The 13,923-nt window shown below is 71.5% G+C and carries 9 protein-coding genes; 3 read left to right on the top strand and 6 right to left on the bottom strand.

The features are described from left to right. Positions 1-9 precede the first annotated feature (9 nt). A complete protein-coding gene (locus tag OZ948_14590; GenBank protein MEB2345954.1) occupies positions 10-1,080 on the bottom strand; it encodes a hypothetical protein in 1,071 nt (356 codons plus the stop codon). A 680-nt stretch (positions 1,081-1,760) separates the two neighbouring features. On the opposite strand from OZ948_14590, the gene OZ948_14595 reads away from it, so the two are divergent. Next, positions 1,761-3,200 (top strand): hypothetical protein, encoded by a 1,440-nt coding sequence (locus OZ948_14595; GenBank protein ID MEB2345955.1) that lies wholly within the window; start codon positions 1,761-1,763, stop codon positions 3,198-3,200. A gap of 205 nt (positions 3,201-3,405) precedes the next feature. Continuing rightward, the gene (locus OZ948_14600) at positions 3,406-3,942 is read left to right on the top strand and encodes a hypothetical protein (GenBank protein ID MEB2345956.1); all 537 of its coding nucleotides are present in this window, start codon (positions 3,406-3,408) and stop codon (positions 3,940-3,942) included. 9 nt (positions 3,943-3,951) lie between these two features. Here the strand turns inward: OZ948_14600 and OZ948_14605 are convergent, their stop codons facing one another. Genes OZ948_14605 through OZ948_14625 form a run of 5 tightly spaced genes read right to left on the bottom strand, consistent with a single transcriptional unit; the run spans position 3,952 to position 12,035 of the window. Beyond that, positions 3,952-5,937, bottom strand: a complete 1,986-nt coding sequence (locus tag OZ948_14605; protein MEB2345957.1) for an acyltransferase family protein — start codon at positions 5,935-5,937, stop codon at positions 3,952-3,954. Beyond that, complete coding sequence (locus OZ948_14610; GenBank protein ID MEB2345958.1) at positions 5,934-7,220, bottom strand: O-antigen ligase family protein; 1,287 nt, start codon at positions 7,218-7,220, stop codon at positions 5,934-5,936. The genes OZ948_14605 and OZ948_14610 overlap by 4 nt, the downstream gene beginning before the upstream one ends. Further along, a complete protein-coding gene (locus tag OZ948_14615; protein MEB2345959.1) occupies positions 7,213-9,351 on the bottom strand; it encodes a bi-domain-containing oxidoreductase in 2,139 nt (712 codons plus the stop codon). The genes OZ948_14610 and OZ948_14615 overlap by 8 nt, the downstream gene beginning before the upstream one ends. Continuing rightward, on the bottom strand, positions 9,348-10,829 hold the full coding sequence (locus OZ948_14620) for a DUF362 domain-containing protein (GenBank protein MEB2345960.1): 1,482 nt from the start codon (positions 10,827-10,829) through the stop codon (positions 9,348-9,350). The genes OZ948_14615 and OZ948_14620 overlap by 4 nt, the downstream gene beginning before the upstream one ends. A gap of 60 nt (positions 10,830-10,889) precedes the next feature. Further along, positions 10,890-12,035, bottom strand: a complete 1,146-nt coding sequence (locus OZ948_14625; protein MEB2345961.1) for a glycosyltransferase — start codon at positions 12,033-12,035, stop codon at positions 10,890-10,892. A gap of 193 nt (positions 12,036-12,228) precedes the next feature. On the opposite strand from OZ948_14625, the gene OZ948_14630 reads away from it, so the two are divergent. Then, positions 12,229-13,920 carry a hypothetical protein gene (locus OZ948_14630; protein MEB2345962.1) on the top strand — a complete coding sequence of 564 codons (1,692 nt, stop codon included), beginning with the start codon at positions 12,229-12,231 and terminating at the stop codon, positions 13,918-13,920. Positions 13,921-13,923: the final 3 nt, after the last annotated feature.

Here is a 13,923-nt window from a genome sequence, read left to right on the forward strand (position 1 = left end):
GTGCCGGGCTCACGGCGGGCAGGGTCGGGTGAGGTCCGGAAGACGGGGAGGGGTGTGGGAGCGCTGGCCGGTGCCGGTCCGGACCTCCTCCACGATCCGCCGGTCGGCCGAGTCACGGCACGGTCGCGTGGCGCCCACGTTGGCGAGGATGTTCGGGAGATCCGCGGCGGCCGTCGTGCTCGGGAAGCTGTGGGACTGGATGAGCCGCGCGTCGGCGCGGTGGTTCCCTTCGTATCCACCGCAGGGGGAGTTGATGGACTCCAAGGAGAAGAAGTCGCACTCGCGCGGGGCTCCCGGGCTGCGGCGGGGGCCACTGTTGCGATCGAGGAAGACGCGGATCGGACCGACGCTCGCCGGCCGCGTGGAGATCATGATCGGGACCTTGGGATCGGGCCAGCGCGGTCCGGGCTTCCACAGGTTCCCGATCGCGTCGAGATGGATGGTCCAGTCCGGACTCTGGTTCCAGATCCGGGTGCCGTACGCGGCGTCGTAGACGACGTTCTGGATCAGCTCGTACTCGGCGATGCCGGAGAGCCGTGCGCCCGGAGACTGGTGAGGACCCCTTCGCTGGCCCGTGGAGAGCTGTGGATTGCGGTTGTCGGACTTGGCGAACACGTTGCGGAACCAGGTCACGTGGCTCACGTCGCCGTTGACGAGTGTCGCCATGTTGTGGCCCTGAGCCATCTCCGCGAAGAGCGAGTTCTGCACGGTGACCCTGCGGACGCGGCCGGTGCCGGCGTACGAGTACCCGTACATCGAGAGGCACTCGTCCGTCCCCCAGGTGCAGGAGATGTGATCGATCAGGATGTCCGAGCCGCCTCCGATCGCGAGGGCGTCGACCGCTTCCGAGGGATGGCTGCCGCGGAAGCGAAGGTGGCGGATCACCACGTTGTTGGCCTCGACGATCAGGGGGCTCCCCCAGATGGCGACCCCGCCGTTCGGGGCGTCGCTGCCGTCGATCGTGATGTTCGGGTGCCGGACCTTGAGCTGGTCGACGAGTTCGATGTTGCCGCTCACCCGGAAGCGGACGATTCGATTGCCACCCGAGAGCGCCGCACGCAGCGAGCCGGGGATCGGCATCCCTCGGTCGCCGGAATCCCGGAGCGTGGTGACCGTTACGACCGGATGGCCGCGCCCTCCGGTAGCCGCGGCTCCGAAGCCGTAGGCGACGAACTCGGGCTCCGGCCCACCCGCTGGCGCCGCGGCAGGCGCGGCCGGAAGCTCAGGCGTTGCAGGAGCAGCTTCCGAGGCAGTCGCGGTAGGGATGCGCTCGGACGGCGGGCGCTGGCCCTGGGCTCTTCCGCTGGTCGTCGGCTGTCGCCACGCGTTGGTGGTTCCGACCTCCCGGCTCGCCTTCCCGCCCTTGCGGACGTCCGCGGCCCCGGCCGAGCCGGAGGCGGCGATCGCGAGCGCGGCCGCCAGGAGGAATGCAACTCCCGCGAACCTCGGCTCCTTGCGCCTGCGTTGCCGCTTGGTCAAGCCCCCTCCTCTCCCGACGACTTCACCACCCGCCCCGTCGGCGGGGCGGGTGGAAAGATTGAGGATCGTGGTCACCGGACGATGAACGATGGCTCGCTACGGTAGCCCCAACCTTCCCCGGCGGGGGTTCTGCCGACCTGTATAATGGCCCGCCGTCTTCCCGCCGTTTCCTGGCGCCAGGAGCCCCCGATTCCATCCATGGCACGCGAGGAGAGCGAGACGCCCGACGGGATCCTGCATGGCCTCGGCGCCCCCGCGAGCGACCGATGCACGCCATGATCATGGCTTCGCCCGTCGAGCGACTGGTCTCCTCGCTCTCGCGCGGAGACATCCCCTGGTGCCACTGGAAGAGCAACCGCCATCTGGATGCTGCGCTCCGCGGTCGCACCGACCTGGATCTGCTCTTTCCCGAGGACCGTCGCAAGGACGTGGAGAGCGCGCTGGCCGAAGCGGGCGCGCGCCGGTTCCAGCCGGTCTCCTTCCGCGACTATCCTGGGATCGAGGACTACCTCGCAGTCGATCCGAGCGGGCCGATCCTCGTGCACTTCCACGTGCACTTCCGGCTGCTGGTCGGTGAGAGGAACATCAAGGCCCATTCCCTGCCGTGGGAGGCCGAGGTGCTCGCGTCGCGCGTGCCCTCGGCGCCGGGCTCGCCGATCTTCGTCTCCTCTCCGGAGATGGAGCTGCTGCTGCTGATCGTCCGCATCTGCGTCAAGCAGCCTCGCGGAGCCCTGCGGCTGGACCCGGACGGGGGCGCTGCACTCGAGCTCGGCTGGCTGCGGGAACGCGTCGACGGGCCCGCGTTCTCGGCGCTCGCAGGACGCCTCCTCGGGGCCGACGCCGCAGCGGCGCTCCGGGCCGTGCTCGACGAGGGGGATCGCCGGATCGAGGGGGCCAGGCCGCAGGTCATCACCGCCTTGGCCCCGCATCGCCGCCTGTCGGCTGCCGCCGAAGCCCGCCTCCGGCGTGAACGTGGCTGGGCGCTCCGCCTGACGCGCCGAGCGCGGCGCGCGGGCCTTCCGGTGGCGGCGCGACGGATCCGGCCGAGACGTGGCTTTGCGGTGGCGCTTCTCGGCTGCGACGGCTCGGGGAAGTCCTCGCTCACGAAGGCCGCCGCTGACTTCTTTGCCCAGAAACTCGACGTCGAGCGGATCTACTTCGGCCACGGCGCCGGCTCGCGATCCGCGCTGCTGCGACTCGCGCTGGCCGCACGCCGCCGCTTCGGCCGCTCCGCCTCCCTGCGGCGCCTCCTCGACGTCCCGGTGGCCGCCGCGATCGACCTCGACAAGGTGATCGGCTTCGTCCGCCTGTCGCTGGCGAGGCGGGCGGGGATGCTCGTGGTCTGCGACCGGTTCCCGCAGGCCGCGGTGGCCGGGACCTGCGATGGGCCGCGACTGCCCGTTCTAGCTGCCGGGAACGCCCTGGCCGGAACGCTGCTGCGGCCCTTCGTCCCGATCGAGCGGGCGATCTACCGGATCGGTGAACGGTGTGCTCCCGATCTCGTGCTCAAGATCCGCGTCTCGCCCGCGGTCGCCGCCGCGCGCAAGAGCGACGGCACCAGCCTCGAGACCATCACCCGCAAGGTGGGTGTGATCGACGAGCTGTCGTTCGGGGAGGGGGTGGTGGTCACCGAGATCCAGAACGAGGGGATCCCGTTCGAGGAGGCAGCGCGCAGGGTCGTGGCGGCGATCTGGAACACGATGGGCGATGCGGCGGATTGAGTTCACCGGCCTCCCGGGCAGCGGCAAGAGCAGCATCGTGAAGGAGGCGGAGCGGACCCTCTGCGTCGCCGGCTCGCCGTGCTTCGATCGGGACCGCGTCGCCGCCCTGTACCCCCCTGCTTCGAGCTCGACCTTCACTGCCGTGCAGTGGCTCCTTCCGCCCGCATGGCGCGAGCGCGTCGCTCGGCGTCTGTTCTGGGCACGGGTGGTCTCCGAGGCGCGCGGACGTGTGCCGGGCACGTTTCCAGCACTCCTTTCCGCGATCCAACGAGGAGCCGAGAGCGGCGGGGAGCCCGCCGAGTTCGTGGAGCGGTTCGTCGGCTACGCCACCGACGTCCTCGCGTGGCACCTGATCGCATCGGAACGACTCGCAGCGCGCGACGTCTTCCTGTGCGACGAAGGATTCGTGCAGCGGCTCGTCAGCCTCGTCTCACCCGGCGATGCGAAGTCGTGGCTGCCGCTGATCCCGCCCGTCGATCTCCTGTTCGTCGTCCGCGCCCGCCGCGCCACCTGCATGGAGCGCATGCAACACCGCCCGAGACGGCTCCCCAATCGATTCGTCGGCCGATCGCCGGCGGAGATCGACACCGCGCTCTTCCGGATGGAAGGCACCGTCTCGGAGCTGGAGGTTGCACTGCGGGAAGCCGGGACGTCGGTCGTGCGGGTGGATACGGATGAGCTGGGTCTCGGAGCAGCGACGGCGCTGGTGGTCGCCGCGACCACCGAGTGGATGCGGACCTGAGCGGGGCCCTCAGGGAAGGTCAGCGGCACTCGTTAGCGGCGAAGCGAGTCCCGCCCGCGTGATGGCCTCCAGGAAGGCCGGCTCGAGGAAGGGCCGCAGATAGGCCGCACCGCGCACGTTGAGATGCCCTCTGTCTCGATACAGCGGCAGTCCGGCGGTTTCGTAGCGGCAGGTGGCCGCGTCGCAGAGCCAGGCGCTCGGGTCGGTGAAGACGAGCGGCAGCCTCTCGGGAAGGGCTGCGAGGGCCTGCGCGAAGGTCTGGCGCCGCTTTTCGAAGCGCACGGTCGGGATCGGCGCCGGCTGGCCATCGCCGGCGCGGCGTGCCATGGCCATGCGCAGCGGCAGCTCCGACGGCGCACCAGGCGTCGGACCGATCAGCCAGGCAACCCGATTCTCCGCCTCGAGGAAGCGGAGCGTCCTGCGCAGGGCATCCGGGAAGACGACCGGGTTGCCCTTCCTTCCCTCCGCGTCCTCGATCCGATACTTGCCGCCTTCCCAGGAGTAGCTCGGCCAGGAGGCGACCATCACCACGAGCCGGAGGCGGGCGTCGTCGAGCAGGAGCTGGCGGACCTGGTCGTTGTGTCCGGCACAGAGCGGGTTCGACGGGTTGCGGACGTCGAGGAGCGGCGCGCACGCGGATTGTCCGGCGAAGAGGCCGCGGAGGCCTTGCTCGCGCAGCAAGGCGTCGAAAGCGGGGAGCCAGGCCAGCGCATGACTGTCTCCCCAGATCAGGACGGAGGGAGGACCTGCCTCGTTGCCCGCGCCCACGACGCACGACTCGCCGAGCACCGGGTCGGCGAGCCGGCCCATGCAAGCGAGGAACGGGATCTCGGGTGTGCGCTCCCGATCGAGTGCGACGATCTCCGGCCCGAAGCGGTCCCTCCATCCGCCGCCGAAGGCCAGGACGAGGGCGATCCCGGCCGTCGCGGCGGTGGCGATCGCGGCGTTCCGGAAGAGCGGCCGCGGCTCGCGCAAGAGCCGGCGTTTCCGGAAGGGCGTCTCCACGAAGCGGAGCGAGAGCGCCGACAACCCGACCGCGAGCGCGAGGATCGCCCACCGCCAGGCGCCGAGTGGCTGGAGCCCGTTCAGGTACTTCGCGTAGACGATGAGGGGCCAGTGCCAGAGATACAGCGAGTACGAGATCAGCCCGACGTAGACCATCGGCCGCCAGGACAGCGCCCTGCCGACCAGCGTGTCGCCGGAGGTGCCCGCGTGGAGCAGGGCGGCAGAGCCCAGCACCGGAAGCGCCGCGATCCAACCGGGAAACTCCGGCCCGGGCTCGATCCACAGGATCGCGTACGCGAGCAGCCCCAAACCCGCCACCGAAAGCAGCTCCCGCAGCCAGCGCTGGCGCAGGATCGGAACGAGCCCGAGCGCGAGCACGGCACCGGCCATCAGCTCCCAGGCACGGAAGGGAGCCAGGAAGAAGACCGCCGAGGGGCGGCGTGACTGGGCGAAGATCGCGAGCGCGTAGGACACGAGGCCGACGGCGACCACGATCGCTCCCAGCCTCCGCCGCGCATAGCGATGGACGAGCAGCAGCAGGATCGGGAGGCCGATGTAGAACTGCTCCTCCACGGCGAGAGACCAGGTGTGGAGCAACGGATTCAGCTCCGCGTTGCCGTCGAAGTAGCCGCTGTGACGCCACAGGTCGATGTTCGAGCCGTAGAAGACCGTCGCCGCCGTGGTGCGGCCGAGGGTGACGAGGTCGCTCGGGAGGAGCAGGAAGAGCCCCGCGAGCAGCGTTGCCGCGAGGACGAGGAAGAGCGCCGGGAAGAGCCGGCGGATCCGCCGCTGGTAGAAGTCCGAGTACCCGAAGCGGCCTTCCCCGACCTCGCGCTGGATGATCCCCGTGATCAGGAAGCCGGAGATCACGAAGAAGATGTCCACGCCCACGAAGCCGCCGCGCAGCGGACCCAGGCCGAGGTGGTAGAGCACGACAGCGAGGACCGCGATCGCCCTCAGTCCGTCGATGTCGGCGCGGTAGGAGATCATCTCATCGGGATGGGAACGGCGAGTGCAGGTGCTGAGCCCGTCCGACTCCGGGTCGAAGCCCTGGAATCGAGCGGCAGGATCAGGGCCCCTGTGAGGACGGCCGCGAAGGCGACGGAGTAGAAGGTGGTGCCGGCAACGTAGTGCGTGAAGATGCTTGCGTAGACCAGGAGAAGGGCGAGCAGGATCGCGTTCGCTCCCCGCTGCAGCCCAGCCGCGGCACTCCGAAGGAAGCCAGCGAGAAGCAGCACGATGTAGAAGGCCAGCCCGGGGAGCCCGTAATCGATCGCGATGTAGAGATAGGTGTTGTGGGGAAGGCGTTCCATTCCGTCGACGTAGCCGACGCCGCGCCCCAGAGGCTCGTCCGCCAGCATCGCCAGACCCCGCTCGGCGAGATCCTGGCGGAGCTCGGACGAGCCGTCCGATACGTCACCCGCCAGGATCGAATGAAGGCGCATCTCTGCCGCATCGCTCAACACCACCCGCTGTGCGAGCCAGGCCACCGCCGCGATGCCGGTGATCACCAGGAAGGCGATGACGATCAGGCGCTGCGGGCCTCGCAGGCCGCCCTCCGCACGGGCCGGAAGGAAGGCGTGGAGAGCCCAGAGGGCGCCGGCGAAGAGGATTCCGCTCCGGCTGAAGGTGGTGAATACGGCCGCAGTCGCGAGCGAGACGAGCAGGAGTGATCGTGTGGTCTGACGCCGCAGGTCCACCGCACCGAGAACGCAGATCAGGATCGCCATGCTCGCGGCGTTGGGGTTCCCGTAGAGGCCCGCGGAGCGGCCCTCGGCAGTGCTGAACAGGTTGGGAACCAGCAGCTCGACGAAGCAGACCGGGATGGCCCAGGCCAGCACCAGGAGGCTTCCCGTGCGAAGGATTCGCCGCGCGTCGGGCATGCCGAGGATCACGGCCGATCCGGCTACGAGGGAGAAGTAGACCGTGCGCTGCTTGAGACTCTGGGCGGCTCCCATGCTGCCGGTACGGCCGAAGGCATAGAGGAAGACGGGGATGATCACGGTGAGCATCCACATCCAGAACTGCACGTTCGTGATCAGACGGACCATCTGGGGCAGGCAGAAGAGCAGGAAGAAGGGAAGGAAGATGGCAACGAAGGGGTAGTAGAGGTTGACGCCACTGAAGTATTGGAGCACACCGGAGAGCACGAGCGAGAGCCAGACGACGCCTCCGGCGAAGACGATCGGCGAGGAGCGCGTGACCTCCGTGTCTCCGGTGGAGTGGCGGGCGTGCTGCGCGAACTCGAAGGTCTCGGCGCTTGTCTCAGTCAAGGGCCACCTCCTGCCCGCTGCGCGCCGACTCGAGGAACGCAAAGGTGGTCCGCGAGACCGCCGCGATCTCCTCGAAGGCGAACGGTGCCGGCCGCCCCTCGCGCGCGGCCTGGAGCACCTCGCGGAGCGCCGTGGCCTGTCCCTTGTCCTGGTTGAGCGTGCGGAAGGGCCGCCGGCGGCCGGCGAATCGGGTCGATCGGAAGTTCTCGCAGGCGACGGTCCGCCCGTCGGCGGAGGCCTCGAAGCGCTCCTTCGGGAGCGCGCTGCTGGCGCTCGCCAGGTACTGGATCTGTGCGACCGATCCGTCGGCGAAGGTGACCTGCGCGGCGACGGAGTCGTCGCGCTCGGGATCGGCGCCGAGCGCTCGGGCGAAGACGCGTGCGGGGCGCGAGCCGGCCAGGAACGAGCACAGATCGACGAAGTGGCAGACCTCGCCCACGATCCGCCCGCCGCCCTGCTTGGGGTCGGTGATCCAGGTCCCCTCCGGCGTCGGCCCCGCCGCCACCACGTAGTGGATGGCGAGCGGCCCCTGGCGCTGCGCGAAGGCCTTGCGCATCTCGCGTGCGTGCGCGGAGAAGCGGCGGTTGTAGCCGACCGTCAGGAAGCCGCCGGTCTCGCGGACCGCGCGCTCGAGCTCCGCCAGCTCCTCCGCGGCGAGGGCGGGCGGCTTCTCGAGCCAGACGGCCTTGCCGGCGCGCAGGGCGCGCGCCGCCAGGCTGGCGTGGCTGTCGTGACGGGTCGCGATGAAGACGATCTGGACGGCCGGGTCGCCGAGGGCTTCCTCGGGGTCGGTGCCGCAGGCGGGGAACCCGAACTTCTCGGCGGTGGCGCGCGCCGAGGGGCCCGTCGCGGCGATCAGCCACTGCGGGCGCGCCTCGGGGATCCCGGCGAGCGCCGGGAGCAGCACGCCCTTCGCGTAGTTGCCGGCGCCCAGGAACGCCACGCCGAGCGCGGACGGAGCCGAGGCCGGCGCCGCGGGCGCGAGGCGGAGGCCCTGCGCCACGGCCGGCTCCTCCGCGTAGCGGAACACGACGGCCAGCGCTGCACGCCGGCCCTGGGCGAGCTCCGCATACACGCCGGGAGCGTCGTCGAAGGGGACCTGCTCGGTCGCGAGTCGATCGGGGCGCACGGCACCGGCCGAGACGAGATCGAGGAACGCGCCGAGGTTGCGGTTCTCGGTCCAGCGCACGTAGGGGAGCGGGTAGTCGAGGCCGAGCTCCTCGTAGCGCCGGTCGTAGCGGCCGGGCCCGTAGGAGGTGCTCATCCGGAGCTCCAGCTCCTTCTCGTAGAAGGTCCGGCGGTCGAGCTCCATCGGCATGGCGCCCACCACCACCACCTTGCCCTTGTGCCGGCACAGGTCGGCGGCGAGCTGGATCGGTGCGGAGGTCTCGGCCGCCGCGGCCACCAGCGCGAGGTCGACGCCGTGGCCGCCGGTGGCCTGGTCGCGCCAGGCGTCGGAGACCTCGTCGGGACGCATCGCCCAGGTGGCGCCGCAGGCGAGCGCCTGCTCGACGCGCTGCGGGGAGAGGTCGAGCCCGAGCACGCGGCAGCCGTTGGCGCGCAGGAGCTGCACGGCGAGCTGGCCGATGAGTCCCAGGCCGACCACGGCCGCCACCTCGCCGAGGGTCGGCTGCCCCACGCGGATGCCCTGGAGCGCGATCGCGCCGAGCGTCGCGAAGGCGGCCTGCTCGAGCGCGACCCCGTCCGGCACGCGGACGGCGAGGTTCTCGGGCACCACGATCAGCTCCGCGTGGTTCGCGTAGCCGGCGCCGGCGCAGGCCACCCGGTCGCCGGGTGCGAAGCCGCCGACGCCCGGGCCGGCCGCGAGGACGACCCCTGCGCTCGAGTAGCCGAGCGGCTGCGGCGCCTCGAGCCGGGTCATCACGGCGCGATAGGTGGGCAGCGGCCCCTCCTGCTGGAGCTTGCGCACCACCTGCTTCACGAGGTCCGGGCGGCTGCGCGCCTTGGCGAGCAGCGACTTGCGCGCGAAGTCGAGCGCCAGCTTCTCGGTGCCGGGCGACACCACGGAGAAGTGGTTGCGGACCAGGATCTGGCCCTCGCGGACGGCCGGGGCCGGCACCTCGACGAGCTCGAGCTCACCGGTCCGGGCGCTCTGGAGGATCTGCTTCAAGGCGCGCTCCGCTCCACGTGCCCGCTCCACCCCGGGTGCGGCACGAAGCTCGTCTCGGAGCGCAGGTCGTCGAGCCTGAGCCCGCGGGGCTCCGAGCTATCGGGGGTGATCTCGAAGACCTGGACCTCGCCGGGATCGCGCACGGCCGTGATCCGCGGTCCCGGATCCTGGATCGCCTCCCAGATCTTGGGCAGCTTGCGCTCGTCGAAGCCCATCAGGCGGACGGCGACCAGGTCCGCCGCCACGGGGTCCGTGGCGGCGATGACGGCGCCGAGCGGCACGTCCTGGGGGGCGAGAGGCCCACCGCCCTGGCCGGCGACGATCCCGTCGATGACGGTGAGCACCGTGCGGACGGGGGCGGGCGCGCCCAGGTGGAGGCCCTGCGCGTCGCTGTAGTAGAGGCAGCGGTTGAGGTCGCAGCACATGCGCCAGGTGGTGCGGTTACCGTACCAGTTGCCGCTGCGCACGAAGTCGTCGCCGCGCGTGGCGCTCTCGAGCCGCCGGGCGGCGCGGAACCAGGGCAGCGCCTGCCCGCGCTGGAGCAGGGGCCGCGCGAGCTCGATGGCGCGGCTGCGCGCGCGGTCGATCCAGCGTCCGCCCGGGTACTCGTCGCCGCCCTCGCCGGGGGCGCCCAGCGAATGGTGGGGCAGCCAGTTCTTGTCGCCGTTGATGCCGACCAGGTTCTTCAGCGCCAGGGTGACGCCCGTCTTCTTGTGCGTCTTGAGCTTCGGCAGGTTCACGATCAGGTCCGAGGAGAGCACCGTCTCGGAGAGGAGATAGGCGTTGCGGCCGCCCCGGTGGTGGTCGACCGTGACGCCCGGATCGTAGTCCGCGCCGCGGAAGCGGATGGGATCGAGGCCCGAGCCGGTGAAGAAGCTGCGCTCGCCGAGGTCGACGGCCCGGTAGCCCGCCGGATCGCCCGGGAGCGGTTGGCGCTCGACGATGACCCCGTCGCGGAAGACCACGGCCTCGCGGCGCAGGTCGATGACCTCGAGCTCGCGCTGGAGCGTCTCCTCGTAGAAGCGGACGATCGCGTCGAGGCCGGTGACCGCACGGATCCGATCGAAGTCGCAGTCCTGCTGCGGCGCCTCGGCGACGACCACGCTGCCCTCGGCGCCGGCCGCGAGGAACGCGTAGTCCGCGACGGCGCGGACGATCGACCCGTGGGTGATGACGCTCTCGATGCTGCCCTCCTCGCACGGGTTCCAGTGCCGGATGAAGTTGGGCTTGAGGACGATGCGACCGCCCCGGTGGACGAGCGCGCCGAGCGGATTCCACTGCGGTGAGTCGAAGCGCCCGGCGTCGAGGCCCAGGGCGAGGAGGACGCTGCGAACCGCCGCGTAGACGTGGTTGAAGGGCCCTGCGCCGCCGGCCTCACCCAGGAGGGAGGCGATCTCCGGATAGGCCTTCCCGGGCCCCCAAGGGGCCGCCAGGCTCCGATAGCTGGGCTCCGTCCGGGACAGCCCCGCCCGTATCATCCCGCCCGCTCCGCGACACCGCCGCCCCCATTGGCGACCCGAGACGATAGCCCCCGCCCGTCAGGGTGCCGGCGGCTGCGAAGCGCGCGCACGGCCGGCCTCGCGGACCAGCTCCACGGTCCGCGCCGCCGTCCGCGCCCAGGTGAAGGCAAGCGAACGCTCGACGCCGAGCCGGCTGCGCTCGTTCCGGTCCGACCAGGCGGCGTCGAGGGCGCGCGCCAGGGATTCCGGGTTCCCCTCCGCGTAGGTCACGGCGGCCTCGCCGCAGATCTCGCGGACCAGGGCGCATTCGGGCGCGACCACGGCGCACCCCGATCGCATCCCCTCGACGAGCGGGAAGCAGAAGGTCTCGAAGGAGCCGCCGACGACGAGGACGTGGGCGCTCCGGTAGGCCTCGGCGAGCCCTGCGCCGAACGCGGGTCCCTTCAGGACCGAGCCGCCGAGCGCCGTCCCGGCGTGTCGCTCGAGGCGTTCCGCATAGTCGCGGTCGCTCCGGTTGCCGTGGACGCGCAGCTCCCAGGGCCGGCCGCCCGCGCGGGCGAGCGCCACGGCGTCGATGACGGTCTCGATCCCCTTGTTCGCGATCACGTTGGCGATCATCACGGCGACGGGTGCTCCGGCCTCATCGCAGGCGGAGCGCGGGAACGCTTCGAGCGAGGAGCCGTGGTGCACCACCGCCGTCACCTTCACGCCGGGATCCATCGCCTCGATCATCGCCCGGGAGACGGTGAGGACGGCCGCGGCGCGCGCCGCACTGCGTCTCGTGACCGATCGCAGCAGGTACGCCGACAGCGGGCCACCCACCGCCGCCGACGACGAGAAGGCCTGCCAGGCGTAGAGGTTGCGCGAGAGCATCACGAAGGGGATCGGCAGGGTCGGCACCGCATCGCGCGGGACGAAGGCCACCTGCGCGCCGTGCCGCCGGATCGCCTGCCGGAGGAGGCGGCCTCGGCCCAGCCGCGCCCGCCACGAGCCGGGCGCGGGCGTATCGATCGCGTCGACGACGACACCGGAGCCGCCGAGCGCGCGCACCGCCGGCGCGTTGCAGGCCGCCCATTGCGACGAGAGCAGGGCGACGATCCCCTGCTTCTCCGGGATCGCGCCGCTCGTGAGGCCCTCTACGAAGCCGGCCACATAGGTCGCGGCGCCGCCCAGCGGGGCGAGCGAGAGGTCGACGAGGATCCGGGGCTCGCCTGCGGCGGTCACACGGAGGGCGGGCCTGCCGCCAGGAGCTGCGCACCGATGACGCTCGACACGAGGACCGTCCCCATCGTCCGGAGATGGCGGGAGCTTAGCTCGGAGCGATCGCCGACCCACGCCGATCGGGTGCACCGAGCTGGCATCGGCTGGCTCGGCTCCATACCTTGCGGCCCGATCGGGCCCCCTCCAGCGGGAGTCGGTGCTGCGCACGCCCCCTCGCCGTCAGCTCCTCGTCCCCGCGGCAGCCGCAGCGGCTGCCGCGCTCTACCCCGCCTGGCTGACCTGGCGCGAGCAGGGCGACCTCGCGCCCTTCCGCTTCTTCGCGGCCGATGCCTTCTACTACCTCGCGGTGGCCGAGCGTTCGCAGGGTCGTGCCTTCTACACCTTCGATGGCCGGTTCGCGACGAACGGGTTCCACCCGCTCTGGCAGTGGCTGCTCGGCTTCGTCTTCGGACGCACCGGCGCGGCTCCCGAGATGCAGGTGCTCCTCGCCTTCGCGCTCGGGGCCGTCCTCGTGGCGATCGGAGCCGCGTGGTTCGCAGCGGCGGTGGCGCGCGCGACCGGCCAGCCGGGCCTCGCGCTGCTCGCCGCCGTGCCGGGCTTCTACTCCCTCCTGCTGCCGCCCGTGGCGCCGGGCTACTTCGCAGCCTGGTCCTTCGCGAACGGGATGGAGTCGGGCGTCTCGATCGCCGCCTTCGGCGTGCTCGCGTGGCTCCTGACCGATCCGGGGCTGCAGCGCCCGGTGGTGGGGATCCGCAGGTTCGCGCTGCTCGGGCTCGTGGGATCTGCGATGACGCTCGCGCGCCTCGACGACGTCTTCGTCTTCGGGCCGCTCCTGCTGCTCGCCTGGGCCGCGAGCCCCTCGCTGCGCGCCGCCTGGCCGCGGGCGCTCGCGGTGGCGCTCCCGCCCCTGCTCGGAATCGGTGCCTATCTCGCCTACAACCTCGCTGCGACCGGCATGCTCCTGCCCGTGAGCGGCACGGCGAAGGCTGCGGGCCTGTGGGCGCTCGCGCGAAACGGCTACGCGACGCTCACGACGCTCGCCCCCTTCCTGGACCTCTTCGGCCGCGGCAACGGGGCCTGGGGCTCGGAGGCCTGGCGCATCCTCCAGATGCTCGTGCCCGCGGCGGCGGCCGCGCTCCACCTGGCCGGGCGCTGGGTGCGTGGACGGGGGGTGCCGGTGGTGGCTCGCCTCCGTGGAGCCCTGCGGGAGCCGCTGGTCCTGCTCTCGCTGTACGTGCTCGGGAAGGCCGCCTACAACTTCACCGTCGTCCCGCTCTGGAACCAGGGGCACTGGTACTACCCGGTGTCGATCCTCGTGTTCAGCTGGATCGTGGCGGACGCGATGGGCCGGATCCTCGGCCGCCTCGGGACGAGCACCGGCATGCGGCGCGCGGTCACGGGCCTCTGCGTGCTCGTCGTGATCCTGCAGGCCAACGTGTTCGTCGACCAGAAGCGGCAGGGCGGGCTCGGGATCGCGAACCATGCGTTCTGGAAGCGTGGCGCGGAGGTCGACGCCGCCCTCGAGGCGCGCTGCCCCGGCTGCGGCCTCGTCGAGCTCGACGACGGCATCCTCTCCTACTCGCTCGCGCGGCCGGTGATGAACGGGCTAGGCCTCGCGATCGATCGGGAGGCGTCCGCGGCGCTGCGCGGCGGCGAGCTCCTGGCGCTCGCCCATGCGCGCGGCTTCCGGCTGCTCGCGACGCTCCACTATGCCATGCCCGCGGAAGCCTACGAGGATCGCGAGGCCTTGCGCGCGGCGCTCGCGCGCAACGTGCAGCTACGCGGGCAGCGGCTCGACGCCTTCGAGTTCTCGGTCCTCTACACGGATCCGGCGAGTGGGGTCCACTTCGTGGAGTTCCGGCCGCGCCACACCGCCACGCCCCGATAGGAG

Source organism: Deltaproteobacteria bacterium (genome assembly GCA_035063765.1).
Lineage (GTDB): Bacteria > Myxococcota_A > UBA9160 > UBA9160 > PR03 > CAADGG01.

What these genes read in the sequence shown, in the direction of transcription:
- OZ948_14605 (MEB2345957.1), bottom strand. Translation starts at nt 5,937, where the DNA reads ATGATCTCCTACCGCGCCGACATCGACGGACTGAGGGCGATCGCGGTC.
- OZ948_14595 (MEB2345955.1), top strand. Translation starts at nt 1,761, where the DNA reads ATGGCTTCGCCCGTCGAGCGACTGGTCTCCTCGCTCTCGCGCGGAGAC.
- OZ948_14590 (MEB2345954.1), bottom strand. Translation starts at nt 1,080, where the DNA reads ATGCCGATCCCCGGCTCGCTGCGTGCGGCGCTCTCGGGTGGCAATCGA.
- OZ948_14620 (MEB2345960.1), bottom strand. Translation starts at nt 10,829, where the DNA reads ATGATACGGGCGGGGCTGTCCCGGACGGAGCCCAGCTATCGGAGCCTG.